General features: G+C 66.6%; 18 protein-coding genes. 6 read left to right on the forward strand and 12 right to left on the reverse strand.

The annotated features are described in order from the left end of the window. The first annotated feature begins 134 nt into the window (after positions 1 to 134). Positions 135 to 746, forward strand: a complete 612-nt coding sequence (locus A3A5_RS0129145; protein ID WP_018313975.1) for a hypothetical protein — start codon at positions 135 to 137, stop codon at positions 744 to 746. A 67-nt stretch (positions 747 to 813) separates the two neighbouring features. Here A3A5_RS0129145 and A3A5_RS0129150 read toward each other — a convergent pair whose 3' ends face one another. Then, positions 814 to 1,710 (reverse strand): LysR family transcriptional regulator, encoded by an 897-nt coding sequence (locus tag A3A5_RS0129150; protein ID WP_018313976.1) that lies wholly within the window; start codon positions 1,708 to 1,710, stop codon positions 814 to 816. Positions 1,711 to 1,810: 100 nt separating this feature from the next. Between A3A5_RS0129150 and A3A5_RS0129155 the strand changes: the two genes are divergently transcribed. Together A3A5_RS0129155 and A3A5_RS39490 are read left to right on the forward strand one after the other, a co-directional pair. Next, positions 1,811 to 2,605 (forward strand): SDR family NAD(P)-dependent oxidoreductase, encoded by a 795-nt coding sequence (locus tag A3A5_RS0129155; RefSeq protein WP_018313977.1) that lies wholly within the window; start codon positions 1,811 to 1,813, stop codon positions 2,603 to 2,605. Between the two features lie 10 nt (positions 2,606 to 2,615). Beyond that, positions 2,616 to 3,839 carry an L-dopachrome tautomerase-related protein gene (locus A3A5_RS39490; protein WP_051108586.1) on the forward strand — a complete coding sequence of 408 codons (1,224 nt, stop codon included), beginning with the start codon at positions 2,616 to 2,618 and terminating at the stop codon, positions 3,837 to 3,839. A gap of 143 nt (positions 3,840 to 3,982) precedes the next feature. Here the strand turns inward: A3A5_RS39490 and A3A5_RS0129165 are convergent, their stop codons facing one another. From A3A5_RS0129165 to A3A5_RS0129190, 6 genes are all read right to left on the reverse strand, one after another. Further along, a complete protein-coding gene (locus A3A5_RS0129165; RefSeq protein WP_026201244.1) occupies positions 3,983 to 5,605 on the reverse strand; it encodes an ABC-F family ATPase in 1,623 nt (540 codons plus the stop codon). 276 nt (positions 5,606 to 5,881) lie between these two features. Continuing rightward, positions 5,882 to 6,841, reverse strand: a complete 960-nt coding sequence (ldcA, locus tag A3A5_RS0129170) for a muramoyltetrapeptide carboxypeptidase (protein ID WP_018313980.1) — start codon at positions 6,839 to 6,841, stop codon at positions 5,882 to 5,884. Continuing rightward, a complete protein-coding gene (gene tadA, locus A3A5_RS0129175; RefSeq protein WP_018313981.1) occupies positions 6,838 to 7,440 on the reverse strand; it encodes a tRNA adenosine(34) deaminase TadA in 603 nt (200 codons plus the stop codon). Before tadA ends, ldcA begins: the two co-directional genes overlap by 4 nt. Before the next feature lie 9 nt (positions 7,441 to 7,449). Then, positions 7,450 to 7,926, reverse strand: coding sequence for a 6-carboxytetrahydropterin synthase (locus tag A3A5_RS0129180; RefSeq protein WP_018313982.1), 477 nt, complete (start codon positions 7,924 to 7,926; stop codon positions 7,450 to 7,452). A 123-nt stretch (positions 7,927 to 8,049) separates the two neighbouring features. Continuing rightward, on the reverse strand, positions 8,050 to 8,685 hold the full coding sequence (gene queE, locus A3A5_RS0129185; protein WP_018313983.1) for a 7-carboxy-7-deazaguanine synthase: 636 nt from the start codon (positions 8,683 to 8,685) through the stop codon (positions 8,050 to 8,052). A 284-nt stretch (positions 8,686 to 8,969) separates the two neighbouring features. Further along, complete coding sequence (locus A3A5_RS0129190; RefSeq protein WP_018313984.1) at positions 8,970 to 9,896, reverse strand: LysR substrate-binding domain-containing protein; 927 nt, start codon at positions 9,894 to 9,896, stop codon at positions 8,970 to 8,972. Between the two features lie 121 nt (positions 9,897 to 10,017). Between A3A5_RS0129190 and A3A5_RS0129195 the strand changes: the two genes are divergently transcribed. Together A3A5_RS0129195 and dkgB are read left to right on the forward strand one after the other, a co-directional pair. After that, positions 10,018 to 11,226, forward strand: coding sequence for an MFS transporter (locus tag A3A5_RS0129195; protein ID WP_018313985.1), 1,209 nt, complete (start codon positions 10,018 to 10,020; stop codon positions 11,224 to 11,226). Between the two features lie 57 nt (positions 11,227 to 11,283). Further along, complete coding sequence (dkgB, locus tag A3A5_RS0129200) at positions 11,284 to 12,084, forward strand: 2,5-didehydrogluconate reductase DkgB (protein ID WP_018313986.1); 801 nt, start codon at positions 11,284 to 11,286, stop codon at positions 12,082 to 12,084. Positions 12,085 to 12,141: 57 nt separating this feature from the next. Here the strand turns inward: dkgB and A3A5_RS0129205 are convergent, their stop codons facing one another. Beyond that, positions 12,142 to 12,648, reverse strand: coding sequence for a DUF1993 family protein (locus tag A3A5_RS0129205; RefSeq protein ID WP_018313987.1), 507 nt, complete (start codon positions 12,646 to 12,648; stop codon positions 12,142 to 12,144). Positions 12,649 to 12,920: 272 nt separating this feature from the next. On the opposite strand from A3A5_RS0129205, the gene A3A5_RS0129210 reads away from it, so the two are divergent. Further along, positions 12,921 to 13,322, forward strand: coding sequence for a hypothetical protein (locus A3A5_RS0129210; RefSeq protein ID WP_018313988.1), 402 nt, complete (start codon positions 12,921 to 12,923; stop codon positions 13,320 to 13,322). An 18-nt stretch (positions 13,323 to 13,340) separates the two neighbouring features. Here the strand turns inward: A3A5_RS0129210 and A3A5_RS0129215 are convergent, their stop codons facing one another. From A3A5_RS0129215 to benC, 4 genes are all read right to left on the reverse strand, one after another. After that, entirely contained in the window at positions 13,341 to 13,961 is a 621-nt protein-coding gene (locus A3A5_RS0129215; RefSeq protein WP_018313989.1) for a DUF2239 family protein, read from the reverse strand. 94 nt (positions 13,962 to 14,055) lie between these two features. Next, positions 14,056 to 15,669 carry an ABC-F family ATP-binding cassette domain-containing protein gene (locus tag A3A5_RS0129220; protein WP_018313990.1) on the reverse strand — a complete coding sequence of 538 codons (1,614 nt, stop codon included), beginning with the start codon at positions 15,667 to 15,669 and terminating at the stop codon, positions 14,056 to 14,058. Positions 15,670 to 16,185: 516 nt separating this feature from the next. Continuing rightward, the gene (locus tag A3A5_RS0129225) at positions 16,186 to 16,971 is read right to left on the reverse strand and encodes a 1,6-dihydroxycyclohexa-2,4-diene-1-carboxylate dehydrogenase (protein ID WP_026201245.1); all 786 of its coding nucleotides are present in this window, start codon (positions 16,969 to 16,971) and stop codon (positions 16,186 to 16,188) included. Positions 16,972 to 16,988: 17 nt separating this feature from the next. Beyond that, positions 16,989 to 18,008, reverse strand: a complete 1,020-nt coding sequence (gene benC, locus A3A5_RS0129230; RefSeq protein ID WP_018313992.1) for a benzoate 1,2-dioxygenase electron transfer component BenC — start codon at positions 18,006 to 18,008, stop codon at positions 16,989 to 16,991. Between the last annotated feature and the right edge of the window lies 1 nt (position 18,009).

Genomic DNA, 18,009 nt, shown 5'->3' on the forward strand with positions numbered 1-18,009 from the left:
ACATTGTAGAGCGGATTCGGGACTATGTTTTTGCGCCGCGGAAAGCCGCGCATACCGCTCTGGACAAGAAGATGGCGATAATCGGCCGACGGGACTCTCGCCTTTAGGCGGCCGGACATAACAAGGGGTGAGACATGGTCGATCCGATCTACCGCAAGACGGATGCGGGACTGGACGAGATCCGGACGCGTGCACGCAAGCTTGACCACAAGCTGCGCGCGCTGCTGCTGATGGTCAACGGCGAGCGCCGCGGGCAGGAATTGCTGGCGCAGGTAGCCGGCTTGGGGGTGGGCCCCGAGGCAATGGATGCGCTGGTGGCACAAGGGCTGGTCGCAGCCATTCCGGAGCCGGCACAGCCGCCCGCCGCCGCAGCACTGGCACCGGTGCGCGCCGCCACGCCTGTTGCCGACACCAACCTGTTCTCCGTGTATGCGATGCGGCATGCAGCGGTTGCCGAGATACCGGAGGCGCCGCACCCAGCCGCTGCCGAAGGCCATTCGCCCGCGGATATCGAGGCGTTCCAGCGCCTCTACCACTTCTATACCGAGGTGATCGGGCAGCACCTCGGACTGCGCGGCTACATGCTGCAGGTGAAGGTGGAAAAGGCCACTGACCTGCCCGCACTGAAGGCGCTGCGCGAGCCCCTGCACGCTGCACTGCTCAAGGCCCGGGGGGAGATCACTGCGCGGGCCATCATCGCGCAACTAGACCAACTCTGCCACGGCATCGTCGCCGGCTCCGCCTGACGCGCTTTGTGGTGAATGGCGGCTTCTCGGTGGGTCGGCTGAACGCATTATCTTGAGCAGAGCCAACTCAGCTGGTCAGCGTATCAATCAAGGCCCGCGCCGCCACCGACTGATGCCGATGTGGCGAGTACACCAGCGAGAACGGCCTGGTCCGCCCACCTAGTTCGGGCATCAGTTCGACCAACCGACCACTGGCCAGTCGCTCCCGCACGATGAAATCGTAGGTCTGGCAGATGCCGATGCCCTGCTCGGCCAGAGACACCGTGGCAAGCACATCGTCGGACACCTCCAGCACGGAGGTCGGCAGCCATTCCAAATCTTCGCCGTTGACCCGGAACGACCACGGTCCATACCGGCCCGTGCGCGGCATGACGAATGGCAGGCAGGTATGCCGCTGCAGATCGTCGAGCGCAGCAGGCGTGCCGGCCCGAGACAGATAGTCCGGCGTCGCCACCAACCTCAGTCGCGCGTCTTCCAGCTTGCGGGCCACCAGGCCGCTATCGGGCAGATGCCCTAAGCGAATCGCCATGTCAAAGCCCTCGGCCACCAGATCCACGTTGCGGTTGGTGATGTTGAGCTCCAACCTGACTTGCGGATGCCGCGCCACGAACGGCTTGAGCAGCGCCGGCAGACGATAGTGTCCGTAGGTGGTCGGTGCGCTGATGCGCACGCGCCCGCTGAGCGCGCCGTTGTCTTGTGACCGTACCGCCCGTTCGGCACCTTCGAGCAAATCGAAAGCGCTGCGGGCTTGTTCCAGATAGCTGCGGCCCGCGTCGGTCAGCCCGATTCGACGGGTCGTGCGGCGCATCAGCTGTTGCCCCAGCCGCGCTTCCAGGCGGCTGACGGCCCGGCTGAGCACCGAGGCGGTTGTCGAGAGTGCTATCGCCGCTGCGGTGAATGAACCGCGATCCACCACGGCCAGCAAGATCTCGACGTCGGCCAGGTACTCAAACTTGCGGCTCATCTTGCTCCCAAGAGAACAAATAATTTTCTCCAATGATAGTTTATTGCCTTCAATGACATCAATAGAGTGGCGAGACTGTTTCCCACGCTGGAGTTTTCACATGGACATGCAATTACAAGGCAAGACCGCCTTGATTACCGGCGCAACCGCCGGCATCGGGCTCGCCATCGCCCGCACCCTCGCCCGCGAAGGCGCATCCGTCACCATCACCGGCCGCTCGCCGGACAAGCTCGACGAGGCCGTGGCCACGATTCGCTCGGCGGTCCCCCAGGCTCGCGTACGCGCCTTGGTCGCCGACCTCGGCAATGCAGAGGGCGCGGCCCAGCTGATCGCGGCTCAGCCGGAGGCCGACATCCTGATCAACAACCTCGGCTTCTACGAAGCCAAGCCCTTTGCGGAAATTACCGACGCGGACTGGGGGCAGATGCTGGAGGTCAACGTGATGTCGGGCGTACGGCTGTCGCGACACTATTTCCCGCAGATGCTGGCGCGGAACTGGGGCCGTGTGATCTTTATCTCGAGCGAGGTCGGTGCGTTCACGCCGCCGGACATGGTGCATTACGGCGTCAGCAAATCGGCGCAACTGGCGGTCGCACGCGGTCTTGCGGAGCTCACGAAGGGGACCCGGGTGACCGTCAACAGTGTGCTGCCGGCAGCTACGCGCTCGGACGGCATCGTTGAGTACCTGCGTCAGACCGCGCCTCGGCCCGGCATGACCGATGCGGAGATCGAAGCGCACTTCTTCCGTACCTTCCGCCCCAGTTCCTTGATCGCCCGCATGATCGAAGCCGACGAGATTGCGGCGATGGTGGCCCTGCTGGCCAGTCCTCTGGGCGCCGCATCGAATGGCGCAGCCGTTCGAGTGGAAGGCGGCAGCTATCGCTCCATCCTGTAAGGGCGCAGCCATGAACTCATCTTTTTCCAGGTCTATATCGCTCAGTCTGCTGGCCATTTTGAGCGCCGCGCTCCCCGCCTTCGCTGCCGGGCCGGTGAACTTGGAACGCTGGCGCAGCTATACCGGCGTGACTTGGGCATCGCCGGCCACCGGGGAGTCGCCGGCGCCGTTCCCGGAGTCTGTGAATGCGCCCATTGCCGGTCTGCACTTCGATCGCGACGGGCGTGCATTCGTGAGCACTCCCCGTCTGATCTCGGCAGGATCGCCGGCCACGCTGAGCATGCTGGACACCCGTGAAGACGGCGGGCCCGCACGGCTTCAGGCCTTCCCTTCCGCGGACGGCAATGCGGTGACAGGCCCGCCGGCCGAGCAGCTTCGCAATGTTCTCGGATTCCACGTGGACCGCCTGCACGGCTGGGTGTGGGCGCTGGACATGGGATTCGTGGCCGGCGAAGGCGATGCGCCCGAGGGCGCTCAGAAGCTCATCGTGTACGAGATCGCCAGCGGCCGCGTTATCAAGCGCATTGCGCTGGATGGGGTAGCCGATCGCAAAGGCAGTTTCCTCAATGACGTTGTCGTCGATGAACAGCGCAAGATGGCTTACATCTCGGACAGTGGCCTGCGAAGTGCGCCGAACAATCAAGCAGGCATTATCGTGGTTGAATTTGACAGCGCCACTGTGCGGCGTGTCCTGCATCAGCACGCGTCGGTGATGCCCGAGCCGAAGGTGAAGGTCCGGTCTCATGGCGCCGAGGTGTGGCCAGGCAATCCGCTCAAGCTGGGTATCAACGGCATCGCCTTGTCGCCGAACGGGGACACCCTGTACTGGACAGTGACCACCGGCACGCATGCGTATAGCCTGAAGACAAGCTTGTTGCGCGACGGAGGCCGGAGCGACAAGGAACTTGGCTCCGCAGTGAAGAACCTTGGCAATGTGGGCGGCAACACCGACGGCATCGTCACGGACTCCCAGGGTCGCCTCTACATCACCGATGTGACCCGCAACGGCATTGTTCGCTACGAGCCGACATCCCATGCAATGCGCCTGATGGCCGCTGACGACGGTGTGTGGTGGCCCGATACCCCGGCCATCGCGCCAGATGGCTATCTCGTCTTCACGGCAAGCCGCCTCAACGAGCATTTCGCTGGTTCGGTAAAGCCTGGAGCTGAGCGCTATGAACTGTGGCGCTTAAAGGCCGGAGTCTTGGGAAAGCAGCGCGCCGGTGCCCGCTAGTCCTGTGTAGTGTCGGCTTTCGGCCTGTGCCGAGGTTGCCACAACCCCAGGACAGGCATCCAGTGCCTCAGCCAGATACTGCCGGCAAAAGCAAGAAAGGCCGCCCGGAGGCGGCCTTCAGCATCGGTCAGGCGCGGCGGCGCTCAGCCGTCGATGCCCTGCGACTGCAGATACTCGTCATACGTACCCAGATAGTCAGTCAGCGTGCCGTCCGTGCGCACTTCAATCACGCGCGTCGCCAGCCCGCTGATCAGCTCGCGGTCGTGCGAAACGAAGACCAGCGTGCCCGGGAACTTGTCCAGCGCGATCTGCAGGGATTCGATCGACTCCATGTCCATGTGGTTGGTCGGCTCGTCCATGGCCAGCACGTTGTGGCGGCCCAGCATCAGCTTGCCCCAGATCATGCGGCCCTTCTCGCCGCCGGACAGCACCTTGACCGACTTCCTGATGTCGTCGGCCGAGAACAGCAGGCGGCCCAGCGTGCCGCGCAGCGAGGTCTCGTCGTCGCCGGCCTGCGTCCACTGGCTCATCCAGTCCATCACGTCGCGGTTGTCCGGGAATTCCTCGTAGGTATCCTGCGGCATGTAGCCGACGTTGGCGTTCTCGGCCCACTTGACCGTGCCGCGGTCCACTTCCACGCCGCGCTGCACGCCGGTCTGCACCGCGCCGTTGAGCAGGCTGCGCAGCAGCGTAGTCTTGCCGGCGCCGTTTTCGCCGATGATCGCCACGCGCTCGCCGGCCTGGATCGCCAGCGACAGGCCGTCGATGATCTTGCGGTCGTAGGTCTTGGTGATGTTCTCCACTTCCACGGCCAGGTTGTGCAGCTTCTTCTCGAACTCGAAGCGGATGAACGGATTCTGGCGCGACGACGGCTTGATGTCGTCGACCTTGATCTTCTCGATCTGCTTGGCGCGCGAGGTGGCCTGGCGGGCCTTGGACTTGTTGGCCGAGAAGCGGCGCACGAAGTCCTGCAGCTCGCTGATGCGCTCCTTGGCGCGCGCGTTGGCGGCCACCTGGCGCTCGCGGGCCTGCATCGACGCTTCCATGTAGTCGTCGTAGTTGCCCGGGTAGACCTTGAGCGTGCCGTAGTCCATGTCGGCCATGTGGGTGCAGACCGAGTTCAGGAAGTGGCGATCGTGGGAGATGATGATCATGGTGGAGTTGCGCTCGTTGAGCACGGTCTCCAGCCAGCGGATCGTGTTGATGTCCAGGTTGTTGGTCGGTTCGTCCAGCAGCAGCACGTCCGGGTTCGAGAACAGAGCCTGTGCCAGCAGCACGCGCAGCTTCCAGCCCGGGGCCACGTCGCTCATGTTGCCCTGGTGCTGGCTGGTGGGGATGCCCACGCCCAGCAGCAGCTCGCCGGCGCGGGCCTCGGCGGTGTAGCCGTCGTATTCGGCGTACTTGGCCTCCAGCTCGGCGGCCTTCATGTAGTCTTCGTCGGTCGCTTCGGGGTTGGCGTAGATGGCGTCGCGCTCCTGCGCGGCGCCCCACATCTCGGTGTGGCCCATCATCACCACGTCCAGCACGCGCATGTCTTCATAGGCGAACTGGTCCTGGCGCAGCTTGCCCAGGCGCACGCCCGGCTCCAGCATGACGTTGCCCGACGACGGCTCGAGGTCGCTGCCCAGGATCTTCATGAAGGTGGACTTGCCGCAACCGTTCGCGCCGATCAGGCCGTAGCGGTTGCCCTCGCCGAACTTGACCGAGATATTCTCGAACAACGGCTTGGGGCCGAACTGCATGGTGATGTTTGCGGTAGAAAGCACGTCTGGAACCTTGTCTGGAGATTGTGGCGCCGCGGCGCTGGCCGCGGCTTGCCGGTTTTGCACACGAGGCGCACCCCCATGCCGCTCAAGGGGCGGGCCTTGCCGGAGATGCATCGCGCTGGCCGGAAGTATTCAGACGGCCATGGCTTGCGATGCGGCACGGGCCGCGCCCGGTTCATGTGAGAACCCGGCAGGAAGTCAGGAAACAACCGCACATTCTATCATCCGGACGCATTCCTTGCGACCCGGACGCGCGGCATCGGACGATGCGGCCGGTCAGGCCGGTGGCGCCAGCACCGGATAGCCAGAAAACGCCATGCTGAAACCATCCGCACGTGCGGCCAGCCGCACCTGGGCACCGACCGGCAGCGTCAGCTTGCGCGCGCAGTGCCCGAACGGCAGCCCGGTCAGCACCGGAGCCGGCAGCTGGTCGCGCAGGTAGGCCACCACCGCGTCCATGTCGTAGCCGTTGTCGTAGTCGGTGACGCGGTAATTGGAGAAGTCGCCCAGCACAATGGCGCGCTGCGCGCCCAGCACCCCGGCCTGCTGCAACTGGATCAGCATGCGCTCCACCCGATACGGCGGCTCGTTGATGTCTTCCAGGAACAGCACCCCGCCCTCCACCTGCGGCATGAAAGGCGTACCCAGCAGGCTGCACAGCATGGCCAGGTTGCCGCCCCAGAGCGTGCCTTGCACGCTGCCGGAAAACGGTTGGCCGCCCGACTGCGGCGCTGCCACGTCGACACTGTACGCAGGGTTGCGCAAGATGCCTTCGAAATGCTCCCACATGAAGGGATCCACCACCTCGGCACCAAAATCCGCCAGCAGCATCGGCCCGGCAAAGGTGACGCCACCCGTCGCCGCCAGGTAGGCCAGCTGGAACGCGGTGAAGTCGCTGTGGCCGACGATGGGCGTGCCGCTGGCGCTGGCCTGCGCGGCGATGCGGGCAAAGTCGACTTGCGTCAGCAGCCGCGCGATGCCATAGCCGCCGCGCACCGCCAGCGTCAGCGCGTGCGGCGCGCCGGTGCCGATGGCGTGCAGGTCGGCCAGCCGCTCCGCATCCGTGCCGCCAAAGCGCAGGTAGCGCCGCGCCAGCACGTCGGGGTTGGTCATGTGGTAGCCATGATGCCTGAGCCAGGCACACCCGCGCGCGGCGATGGCGACGTCGTGCGGATACCCGGACGACGCGATCAGTCGGACTTCGGTATGCGGCGGCCTGCTGTTCGGCATGCTCATGCTTCAGTGTCGTGGTTCTTGCCGGGATCGGTGACGGGCGCGGCGGCGTCCGGCGGTGCCGCCTTCTGCGCGGCCTTCTGGGCCCGGCGGCGCGCGCCGAAGAAATCCTTCAGCATCTGGCCGCAGCTGTCGGCCAGCACCCCGCCGGCAATGGTGGTCTGGTGGTTGAGCTGCGCCTGCTCGAACAGGTTGAGCACGCTGCCGGCCGCGCCGGTCTTGGGGTCGGTCGCACCGAACACCACGTGGCGCAGCCGCGCGTGCAGGATCGCGCCGCTGCACATGACGCACGGTTCCAGCGTCACGTACAGCTCGCACTCCGGCATGCGATAGTTGCCGATCACCTGGGCGGCGGCGCGCAGCGCCTGCATCTCGGCATGCGCGGACGGGTCCACCGAGCGGATCGGCAGGTTGTGGCCGCGCGCGATGATGGTGTCGTTCCAGACCACCACCGCGCCCACCGGCACTTCGCCGGCGGCTTCGGCCAGGCGGGCTTCTTCCAGCGCGGCGCGCATGTAGCGCGCGTCACGCTCGGCAGCCTCGGCCGGGTCTTCAGGCAGCGCGCGCAGCGCGCGCAACGGCAGCGGTGGCGTCTCTGGCATCGTCCCCGCTCAGTCCTGCGCCGGCTGCACGGCGGGCGCGCTCACTTCCGCCCAGCAGTTGGGCGTTTCGAACAGCACCAGCCTGGTCAGCTGCAGGTGGTGGCCGAAGCAGTCCTTGAACACCGGCGCCAGGATGTCGAACGCGACCTGGGCCAGGTTCTCGACCGTCGGGATCGCGTCCAGCACCACGGTCTTGTGCCCTTCCATCGATTGCAGGAAGTCCAGGAGCGCGGTGTCGCCACGATAGATCAGGAAGGCATGGTCCCACTTGCTGACCAGGTGCTCGTTGGCCAGCGCCTTGATGTCGCCGAAGTCCAGGATCATGCCGTCATCCGACGCGCCCTCGCGGTGCAGGACCTCGCCCGAGAGCGTCAGGTCCAGCCGGTAGCGGTGGCCGTGGATATTGCGGCACTGGCCGCAATGGTTCGGGATGCGGTGGCCGGAGTCGAACTCCAGCCGGCGGGTAATGGAAACTTGTTTGCTCATGTCTACCGGCGCCGGTGCCGGCCGCCTGCGTTGGAACAGACGCTGCGCGCGCGTCCGAAGCCTGTATTGTGTACGTTTTGCCGCCCGTTGGGCGACCTGTCGATACCGTGGATGCCGCGCCGCTCAGCGGATGCCCAGCAGCTTGTGGGTCTGCAGCGACAGCCGCCAGCGCGGATGGCGCTGGCAGAACGCCACCGCGGCGGCGGTATTTTCCCTCGCCAGCGGGCCATCCATGGCCTGCACCAGGAAATGGCGGAAATCAAGCTGCTCGTATGCGGCAAAGTCCTGGCCCTCCTGCGGGATCACGACTTTGAGCTCGTCACCACGCGTGACCACCAGTTCCGAGCCCATCTTGGGGCTGACGCAGACCCAGTCGATCCCCGCCGGCACGGCGATGGTGCCGTTGGTTTCGATCGCGATCTCGAAGCCCTGCGCATGCAGCGCGCCGATCAGCGGCGCATCCAGCTGCAGCAGCGGCTCGCCCCCGGTGCAGACCACCAGCGGCTGGCCGCCCGCGCCCTGCGGCCATTCCGACGCGACCACCGCGGCCAGCTCTTCGGCCGTGCGGTACTTGCCGCCGCGCGTGCCATCGGTGCCGACGAAATCCGTATCGCAGAACTGGCACACCGCGCTGGCGCGGTCGTCTTCGCGGCCGCTCCACAGGTTGCAGCCGGCAAAGCGGCAGAACACCGCGGCGCGGCCGGCATTGGCGCCTTCGCCCTGCAGCGTATAGAAGATTTCCTTGACGGCGTAAGTCATGCGTGGGGGTCTCTCTGGGACCGTTCTGGACCGTTCCGGGACCGTTAACGGGCCTTCGGCCGCCGTTGGGCTGGCCGGGGTTTCAATAGGTATTGGGCAAAGGCCGGATTACAAGTATCACGGATCTGGGCTCGGGCTCCCGGATCGGCGCCGCATTGCTGGCAGCGCGGGCGGTGTGCACCGGGTTTCCCGTGCAGGGCTCCGGGCACTGCCGGAGGACCGCCTGTGGCCTGTCGCAGGCTGCGTCCGGCCGGTCCGGACGTATTGCAAGTATACCAGAGGGGTCAGGGTTTTCGCTTAGATACTGGCGGGATGCGGTCCCCGCCGCCGGCCAGGTGAGCGGCCAGGAAATCGAGGAAACAGGCAATCCGCGCCGACAGCTGCGTATTCAGGTAGTACACGGCGTGGATCGATTGCCGCACCTCCTCGGTCTGGTCCACCAGCACCTGCACCAGATCGCCCGCGCGCCGGTCGGCCTCGGTCATGAAATCCGCCAGGCACACCAGCCCCTGGCCGGCCAGGGCCAGGTGGCGCAGGGTTTCGCCGCTGGATGCCGCCAGATGTGGCCGGATCGGCAACTCCAGGCCGTCGTCGGTCCGCACGGGCCAGCGGTTGAGCCCTTCCGGCTGGGTAAAGCCCAGCAGCGCATGCCCGGCCAGGTCGGCCACGCTGCGCGGCCGCCCGCGTGCCTTCAGGTAGGCGGGGCTGGCCAGCACGCGCAGCCGCGAGGTGCCCAGCGAGCGCGCATGCAGCGTTGAATCGCGCAGCGTGCCGATGCGGATGGCGACATCGGTGCGGTGCTCGATCAGGTCGATGATCTGGTCGTTGGTGTTCAGTTCCAGCTCGATGTCCGGATACAGGCGCCGGAACTCGCCCACCAGCGGCACCACCGCGTGCAGCATGAACGGCGCGGCCGCATTGACGCGCAGCTTGCCCGCCGGGCGCTGGCGGCGCAGCGCCATCTGCTCCTCGGCCAGGTCTGCCGCGGACAGGATGCCGCGCGCATGCGCCAGCATGGCGCCGCCCTCCTCCGTCAGCTCCAGCCGGCGCGTGGTCCGGCGCAGCAGCGTGGTTTCCAGCTTGTCCTCCAGGCGGCTCAGCGCGCGGCTGATGCCAGACACGGTCTGGCCCAACTGCTCGGCAGCGGCCGTGATCGAGCCGGCATCGACCACGGCGACAAAGGCGGCGAGTTCTTCCAGGGTCAGCTTCATTCTTGAATTTTAATCAAATATCTTCTGCAGATCACCGGGTTTTTCTGCAAAAGCATGTCAGGCACACTCGGCCCTGTTCCTGGCTCCTTTCGCCCTTGTTGCCCTTACCGGAGGCTGCATCATGCCCATTGCCCTGTTCGCGCTGACCATCAGCGCCTTTGCCATCGGCACGACCGAGTTCGTGATCGTTGGCCTGATCCCTACCATTGCCGCCGACCTGCATGTCTCGCTGCCGTCGGCGGGGCTGCTGGTCAGCCTGTACGCGCTGGGCGTCGCCATCGGCGCGCCCGTGCTGACCGCGCTGACCGGGCGGCTGCCGCGCAAGCTGCTGCTGTTGTCGCTGATGGCACTGTTTACGCTCGGCAACCTGCTGGCGTGGAAGGCGCCCGGCTATGAATCGCTGGTGCTGGCGCGCGTGCTGACCGGCCTGGCCCACGGCGTGTTCTTCTCGATCGGCTCGACCATCGCCACCGGGCTGGTGCCGCGCGAGAAAGCCGCCAGTGCCATCGCCATCATGTTCACCGGCCTGACCGTGGCGCTGGTGACCGGCGTGCCGCTTGGCACCTTCATTGGCCAGCACTTCGGCTGGCGTGAGACCTTCCTGGCCGTCTCGGCGCTGGGCGCAGTGGCCTTTGTCGGCAGCCTGCTGTTCGTGCCGCGCAACATCGCGCATACGCCGCCGGCGTCGCTGCTGCAGCAGGCTCGTGTGCTGGCCGAGCCGCGGCTGCTGCTGGTGTACGCCAAGACCGCGATCGGCTACGGCGGTTCGTTCATCCCCTTCACCTTCCTCGCCCCGATCCTGCAGGACGTGTCCGGCTTTGACGCCGGCGCGGTCGGCCTGGTGATGCTGGTGTATGGTGTCTCGGTCGCCGCGGGCAACATCTGGGGCGGCCGCCTGGCCGACCGCCACGGGCCGATCCCGGCGTTGAAGCTGGTGTTCCTGCTGCTGGCCCTGGTGCTGTTCGTGCTGACCTTCACCGCGCCGCATCGCTGGCTGGTGGTGGCGACCGTGCTGGCCTGGGGCGCCGTGGCCTTCGGCAACGTGCCCGGCCTGCAGGTCTACGTAGTCAAGCAGGCCGAACGCTTCACGCCTGACGCCGTGGACGTGGCCTCCGGCCTGAATATCGCCGCCTTCAATCTCGGCATTGCCGGCGCGGCCTGGGCCGGCGGGCTGATCGTGACCCACCTGGGGCTGATGCAGACTCCATGGATCGGCGCGCTGGTCGTGCTGGTGGCACTGGCCCTGACCGAGCTGAGCGGGCGCCTGGACCGCGCCGCTGGCTTCGATGCCCGCAGCGGCGGCATGCCGGCCGGTGCCATGACGCACTGATCCGCCCCCCCTGTACCGACGCTTCGCGAACACCCTGAAAGCTATAAGGAGAACATCATGCAGATTCCCGCCATCGGCCTCGGCACGTTCCGACTCAAGGGCCGGCAGGTCATCGACTCGGTGCGCACCGGGCTGGAACTGGGCTACCGCCATGTCGACACCGCGCAGATCTACGACAACGAGGCCGAAGTCGGCCAGGCCATCGCCGCCAGCGGCGTGCCGCGCCAGGACCTGTTTGTCACCACCAAGATCTGGACCGGAGCGCTGGGCCGCGACCGCCTGCGCGCCAGCCTGGAGCAGAGCCTGGAAAAGCTGCAACTGGACCAGGTCGACCTGACGCTGATCCACTGGCCCGCGCCCGGCGACACAATCCCCGTGCAGGAATACATGGCGGCACTGGCCGAGGCGCGCGCCGCGGGCCTCACCCGCGCGACCGGCGTATCGAACTTCACCATCGCCCACCTGCAGCAGGCCATCGATGCGGTCGGCGCCGACCAGATCGCCACGCAGCAGATCGAAATGCACCCGTTCCTGCAGAACCGCAAGCTGGCCGACTTCACCCGCGCGCAAGGCATCCACCTCACCGCATACATGCCGCTGGCCTACGGCAAGGTGGTGCACGACCCGGTCCTGCAGCGGATTGCACAGGCGCACGGCGCATCTCCCGCGCAGGTCGCGCTGGCATGGCTGCTGCAGCAGGGCTATGCGGTGATCCCGTCGTCGACCCGGCGCGCCAACCTGGAGAGCAACCTGGCGGCAGCATCGCTGCGGTTGTCGGAGCAGGAGATGGCGGCCATCGCCGGCCTGGACCGCGGCGAGCGGCTGGCCAACCCGGACTTTGCGCCGAAGTGGGATTGATCGCCGCCTGAGCGCGCCATGATGAACACGGCCGGGCCTTTGCGCCCGGCCTTTTTCTTACTTGAGCCCGAGATAGTCGCGCTTGCCGATCTGCACGCCCTTGTGGCGCAGGATGTCGTAGGCAGTGGTCACGTGGAAGTAGAAATTGGGCAACGCAAAGCCCAGCAGGTAGGACTTGCCGTCGAATGTCATCGGCCCCTGGCGCAGCTTCAGCTCGATCGCGCGCCGCTCGCTGCCTTCCAGCTGCTCAGGCGTGATCTGCTCCAGGAAGACGACGGTGCGGGCGATGCGGTCCTGCAGTTCGGCAAAGGTGGTTTCCGTATCGGCGAACGACGGCACCTCGATGCCTGCCAGCCGCGCGGCGCAGCCCTTGGCGGCGTCGCTGGCGCGCTGCACCTGTGCCGCCAGCGCATCCATGTCGGCGATCAGGCGGGACTGGATCAGGTCGGCCGGATCCATGCCCTGCGCCTGGGCGTGGGCCGCGCCCTTGTCCAGGATCGCGGCCAGGTTGCCGAGCGCGCGGATGAACAAGGGAATCGAAACTTCGTACATCGAGAGTGCCATGGGGATCTCCTGTGCAGGCCCTGGTTGGAAATTTCTTGTTGTCGGGGGCCGTCGGGCCGCACCGCTGCCGCGAGCATAGACCGGATCGGCATTTGCTGCCGGACACCGAGCCGCGCAACCGGCAGGGCGCGGCCAGGCCAGGTGCCGCGGCCTGAGACCTGAGGGGTGGCGGGAAAGATGGCGCGCCCGCAGCGGGCAACCGGCGACCGGCAACCTGTTAACATATGCGGTCATCGCCCCCGCTATCTTGCGGCCTTGTGGCCGCGCCCCACATGAACGCGCCGTTCCCTCTTCGCACGGAATGCCCGCCCGGCGCCTGCATCTGCGGGCGCGAAGCCTTGCTGAGTGACCCCAACGCTGACTTGCGCGTGCTGCGGCTCACCCGCCCCGAGGAAAAGCGGCTGGTCGAACGGCTTGAGAGCCTGACCAGCCTGGCTGAACTGCAGCGCATGGAAAGCCTGATGCAGACCCAGCTGGGCATCGTGCTGACCATCACCCCCAGCGCCCGCGGCGTGCGCACGGTGCGCGGCATCAGCATCCAGGTGCAGGAGCAGCCCGGCCTGTGCCGCAAGATCCGCCAGTCGATCCCCGCCGCCATCCGCCGCAGCATGGAAGAGCATCCCGAGATCGCCTATGCGATCGTGGATGCGCATGACCTGCTGGGCGGCATCTGAGCGGGACCGCCCAGCCGTTCAGGCGTTGCTGTTGGCAAGGCGCATCGCGTGCTCGCGGACATCCACCGGCCATGCCTCGATCCGCTGCGCAAAGCCCGCCACATCGCCCGCGAACAAGGCCCGCGTGGCTTCCTCGAAGCCGGGCAAATCTCCCGCCATCGCCACCATGAAGTGGTAGGTCCGTTCGCTGGCGCGGCGGCCGCGGTCCTTGTCCGCGCTGTCCCGGCGCGCCTGCTCGACCAGCTTGCGCAGGGCCACGGATGCCCCGCCTGGCTGGGCGGCCAGCCATTCCCAATGGCGCGGCAGCAGCGTCACCTCGCGCGATACCACGCCAAGCTTCGGGCGCCCTCGGCCCCGGGGCTCGGCCACATCCGCTGCGTCGTCGTTCTCGCCGGCTGGCTGCCGCAGGGATTCTAGCTGCGCGGCGCGCTTGGCAGTCCGCTCAAGTGCGGCGGCCTCCGTCCCGCTTGTATCCAGGTCGACGGAGCGCCCGGTGCTGTCGTCGAAAACCAGCACGGGTCCGCCCGCGCCAGCTTCCAGCGCACGCTTGAGCGCCAGCGCATTGGCTTGCAGCGGGCCCGTGGCGATACGCCGGTGGCCGTCGAAGGTGGTGTAGTTGTGAAGCGTTACGTTGCTCATGGGGATGCCCCTGGGAGACGACCTCCGAATATTACCCGGATAAAATAAGATGCCAATATCACCCGGGTATAAATAAGACCACCTCGCTTTCGGGTCACCAGGGTTCCAGCTTCCACCCATCCGACGTTGCCGCCAGTCGATGGGTCAGCCCCAGGCTGGCCATGAACACATCATCGTGGGACACCACCACCAGTGCGCCCTGATAGCCGCGCAGCATCGTCTCCACCGCCTGCACGGACGGCAGGTCCAGGTGGTTGCTGGGTTCATCGAACAACAGCAGCTGTGCCGGCGGATCGGCATACAAGGTACAAGCCAGCGCGGCCTTCAGGCGCTCGCCGCCGCTGAGCAGGCCGCTGGGTACGGTGACCTTCTGCGCATCGAGATCCAGCAGCGCCAGCCGCGTGCGCAATGCCGCCTCCCCCGCGGTGTGGTTGGCGGCCAGCATCTGTTCAATGGTTGAGCGCTGCGGCAACAGGCCGGCCAGTTGCTGGTCGAGGTAGGCGCTTTCGACATGCACCGCGCAGCGGCCAGCCAGCGGCTGCAACTGGCCGGCCAGCAGCTTGAGCAAGGTGGACTTGCCGCAGCCGTTGGGGCCGACCACGCCCACGCGCTGCTGGCCCGTCAGGGTCAGGCTGACGCGTCGCGTAGCGGCCGGCACGAACGGCAGATCGACCTCCTCCAGTTCAGCTACGCGGCGTTGGGCCGCCTGACTGACAGGCAACGCGAGCAATATGATCGCTGCATCGTCTTCCACCTGTCGCGCTGCGTCGCTCACGCGCGCATCGAGCGCTTCGCGCGCCGCCGCTTGCTGCAGGCGCAGCCTGCCCGCCGATGCCTGGCTGCGCTCCTTCTGCCGGCCCAGCAGGATCCTGGCCTGATTGGCGTCGCGCGCCTGCCGGTGGCCACGGGCCTGCCGACGCTCCTGGCGTTCACGTTGCGCACGCAGCGACTGTTCTTCCCGCTTGCGTTCGAGCTTGCGCTGATCCAGCTGCTGCAAGGCATTCTCTCGCTCCTGCGCCTTGCATTGCGCATAGAACGAATAGCCGCCGCCATAGCTGCGCAGTCCGAGCGACGACAGCTCGACGATGCGCGCCATGCCCGCCAGCAATTGCCGGTCATGGCTGACCACCAGCAGGCCGCGTTGCCAGCGTTGCAGTTGTGCGATCAGCGCCAGCCGGTTCGGCCGGTCCAGGTGGTTGCTGGGTTCGTCGAGAATCAGGAAATCGGCATCCGACAACAGCGCGCCGATCAGTGCCACACGCATGGCTTCGCCGCCGCTCAGGGTGCGCGCCGGGGTGTCCGCGTGCAGGTAGCCCAGGCCATTGCGCTCCAGCTCCTGCTGCAGCCGTTGCGGCATGTTCCAGTGCTCGCCGACGTCATCGAAGTCTTGTGCCACCGTGCTGCCGGCCTCAAGGCGTTGCAGCGCATCCAGCACCGACTGCACGCCAGCCAGCCCGGCCACCGACGTCTGCACGGCATGCGCAGCCTGCTGGGACAGGTAATGCACGCTGCCCGAGCGCACGCAACGCCCCGCGGAGGGCTCCAGCTCCCCGCCCAGGATGCGTGCCAGCACGGACTTGCCGATACCGTTGCGCCCGACCAGGCCAGTGGGACGGCCATCGAATTGTTCGGACAGTTCAGAGAAGAGCGTCCGGCCGTCGGGCAGGACGCAGGCAACGCTTTCCAGCGTCAGCTTGGGATTTGACATGCAAGATTCCAGGGATGCCAGGAACTCCCCCTGCTTGGGGGCGGTGGAGACTGGCCGTCATGCAGACGGCGGCATCAATGGCGCATGGTATGAATCCTCCTCGGATGGGGTTTGAATCGGCGAGGCATGGGGGACGCATGCCTGAGCACGTCGCCCCGCCCTACTCTCTGACTCGGCCCAACCTATAAGTTCACCGGGTCGGTAGCCAGCAGGTGAATTGGTGAATGCTGCCTTGGTCTCGCACCGCCACGTCGCCCACAGCTTGCAGCCGTTCGGGTTGTCCGTGCCCCGGTAGACAGCACGGGTCCGAGCAGCAGCTTGCTCATTGTGATGGTCTCCCTTTGGTCACCTATTGTTGTTCGCTCGCGGGCTGCGCTGGCGCGATCGCCGCGAAAAGCCTGGCGCCGGCCATCGGACGCCCGGCCAGCCATGCCGGCGACATAAGGTGAACCAAAAGAAAATGCGCGTCAAGCGCCACCTGCTGATTGCGCCGGGGGCCGGCGCTTCAGACCGCTGTCAGCCCTGATCCCCGCCGCCAACTGGCAAGACCGTGCCGGTAATGTACGAAGCCTCGTCCGATGCGAGAAACAGGATGGCATGCACCTGCTCGTCGATCGTGCCATAGCGGTGCATCAGGCTCGAGGCCCTGGTCTGGTCGACGATGGCCTGGTACCAGATGGCCTCCTGCTCGCTCTGAGCAGCCATGTTGCGTGGAATCCGGCGCGGCGGTGCCTCGGTGCCACCGGTGGCCACTGCGTTGACGCGCACGCCTTCGTGCGCATGCTCGAAGGCGAGGCTGGCCGTCAGTGCGTTGACGCCGCCCTTGGCCGCCGCGTAGGGCACACGGTGGATGCTGCGCGTGGCAATCGACGACACGTTGACGATGACGCCCTGCCGGCGCGCGACCATGCCGGGCAGCACCGCCCGGCAGCACCACAGCGTGGGGAACAGCGAGCGCCGGATCTCGGCTTCGATCTCGTCCTCTTCATAGGCCTGGAAGGGCTTGGCCCAGATTGTGCCGCCCACGTTGTTGACGAGGATGTCGATGCGGCCGAAGGCTGCTTCGGCCGCCTGCGCCATGTGCGTGGCGCCGGCATAGCGCTCCAGGTCGGCGTGCACTGCGATGGCCTGCCCGCCTGCAGCAACGATCTGCGCCGCGACTTCATCGACCAGCGTCGAGCGGTCGACCAGCGCCACCGAGGCGCCCTCGGCGGCGGCGGCCAGTGCGACGCCGCGGCCGATGCCTTGCGCGGCCCCGGTCACGATCATGGCTTTGCCGGCAAAGCGTGTAGCAGTTCTCATGTTGTCGTGCTCCTTGCTCATGCCGCGTTGCTGGCCGAGAACTTCTCGTAGTAAAAGCCGGCGGGCGTGATACCGCTCTGCTGCAGCCAGCCGCGCACGGCCTCCACCATCGCCACGGGGCCACAGAGGTAGATGTCGACATCGCCGCCGTTGAGCCATTCTGGTTCCACATGGGCTGTGACATAGCCCTTGCGGGCGTGGTTGCTGGCAGCGTCAGCAACGCAGGTACGGTATTCGAAGCCGGGCAAGGCACCCTGGGCCGCATGGATGCGCGACAGCGCCACCAGGTCTATGTCGTTGGTGACTCCATAGACCATGCGCACCGGCTGCGCACAGCCGCTGGCGGCCAGCACATCGAGCATCGACAGGAAAGGGGCGATGCCGGTGCCGCCGGCCAGGAACAGCACCGGCCGCGCCACCTCGCGCAGGTAGAAGCTGCCGTAGGGGCCCGAGAACGCCACGCGCTCGCCGGCCTTCGCCTGGCTGGTCAGCCACGTACTCATCCGCCCTTCCGGCACGTTGCGCACCACGAAGCCGGTGCGCGCGCTGCCGGGCGCGGAGCAGAAGGAATATGAGCGCGTCTGGCTGGTGCCCGGGATCTCGACATTGACATACTGGCCGGGCAGAAAATCCAGGCCGGCGGCCTCGTCCAGGTCGATGGCGAAGCCGATGGTCGAATCGGAGAGCTGTTCCAGCTCGGCCAGCGTCCCCTGGTAGGTGGTGACGCCGGTCTTGCAGGCGGCCGACGAGGCGGGCACCCGGATCACGCAGTCCGAACGCGGGCGGGTCTGGCAGGCCAGCACGTAGCCCTCGGCCGCTTCCTCGGCGGTCAGTGCATCCTCGATATAGCTAGACGCCGGCAGGTCATAGCTGCCCGACTCGCACAGCCCGCGGCAGGTGCCGCAGGCGCCGTCGCGGCAGTCCAGCGGGATATTGATCTGCTGCCGATAGGCGGCATCGGACAGGGTCTCGTGCTCGCCGCAGGTGATGAAGCGGGTGACGCCGTCCTCGAATTGCAGTGCGATGGTGTGTTCCATG

Source organism: Cupriavidus sp. UYPR2.512, assembly GCF_000379565.1.
In the GTDB taxonomy this organism is placed as follows: domain Bacteria; phylum Pseudomonadota; class Gammaproteobacteria; order Burkholderiales; family Burkholderiaceae; genus Cupriavidus.

Coding starts and splice junctions, on each gene's coding strand:
- A3A5_RS0129145 (WP_018313975.1), top strand. CDS start 135: ATGGTCGATCCGATCTACCGCAAGACGGATGCGGGACTGGACGAGATC.
- A3A5_RS0129150 (WP_018313976.1), bottom strand. CDS start 1,710: ATGAGCCGCAAGTTTGAGTACCTGGCCGACGTCGAGATCTTGCTGGCC.
- A3A5_RS0129155 (WP_018313977.1), top strand. CDS start 1,811: ATGGACATGCAATTACAAGGCAAGACCGCCTTGATTACCGGCGCAACC.
- A3A5_RS39490 (WP_051108586.1), top strand. CDS start 2,616: ATGAACTCATCTTTTTCCAGGTCTATATCGCTCAGTCTGCTGGCCATT.
- ldcA (WP_018313980.1), bottom strand. CDS start 6,841: ATGAGCATGCCGAACAGCAGGCCGCCGCATACCGAAGTCCGACTGATC.
- tadA (WP_018313981.1), bottom strand. CDS start 7,440: ATGCCAGAGACGCCACCGCTGCCGTTGCGCGCGCTGCGCGCGCTGCCT.
- A3A5_RS0129180 (WP_018313982.1), bottom strand. CDS start 7,926: ATGAGCAAACAAGTTTCCATTACCCGCCGGCTGGAGTTCGACTCCGGC.
- queE (WP_018313983.1), bottom strand. CDS start 8,685: ATGACTTACGCCGTCAAGGAAATCTTCTATACGCTGCAGGGCGAAGGC.
- A3A5_RS0129190 (WP_018313984.1), bottom strand. CDS start 9,896: ATGAAGCTGACCCTGGAAGAACTCGCCGCCTTTGTCGCCGTGGTCGAT.
- A3A5_RS0129195 (WP_018313985.1), top strand. CDS start 10,018: ATGCCCATTGCCCTGTTCGCGCTGACCATCAGCGCCTTTGCCATCGGC.
- dkgB (WP_018313986.1), top strand. CDS start 11,284: ATGCAGATTCCCGCCATCGGCCTCGGCACGTTCCGACTCAAGGGCCGG.
- A3A5_RS0129205 (WP_018313987.1), bottom strand. CDS start 12,648: ATGGCACTCTCGATGTACGAAGTTTCGATTCCCTTGTTCATCCGCGCG.
- A3A5_RS0129210 (WP_018313988.1), top strand. CDS start 12,921: ATGAACGCGCCGTTCCCTCTTCGCACGGAATGCCCGCCCGGCGCCTGC.
- A3A5_RS0129215 (WP_018313989.1), bottom strand. CDS start 13,961: ATGAGCAACGTAACGCTTCACAACTACACCACCTTCGACGGCCACCGG.
- A3A5_RS0129220 (WP_018313990.1), bottom strand. CDS start 15,669: ATGTCAAATCCCAAGCTGACGCTGGAAAGCGTTGCCTGCGTCCTGCCC.
- A3A5_RS0129225 (WP_026201245.1), bottom strand. CDS start 16,971: ATGAGAACTGCTACACGCTTTGCCGGCAAAGCCATGATCGTGACCGGG.
- benC (WP_018313992.1), bottom strand. CDS start 18,008: ATGGAACACACCATCGCACTGCAATTCGAGGACGGCGTCACCCGCTTC.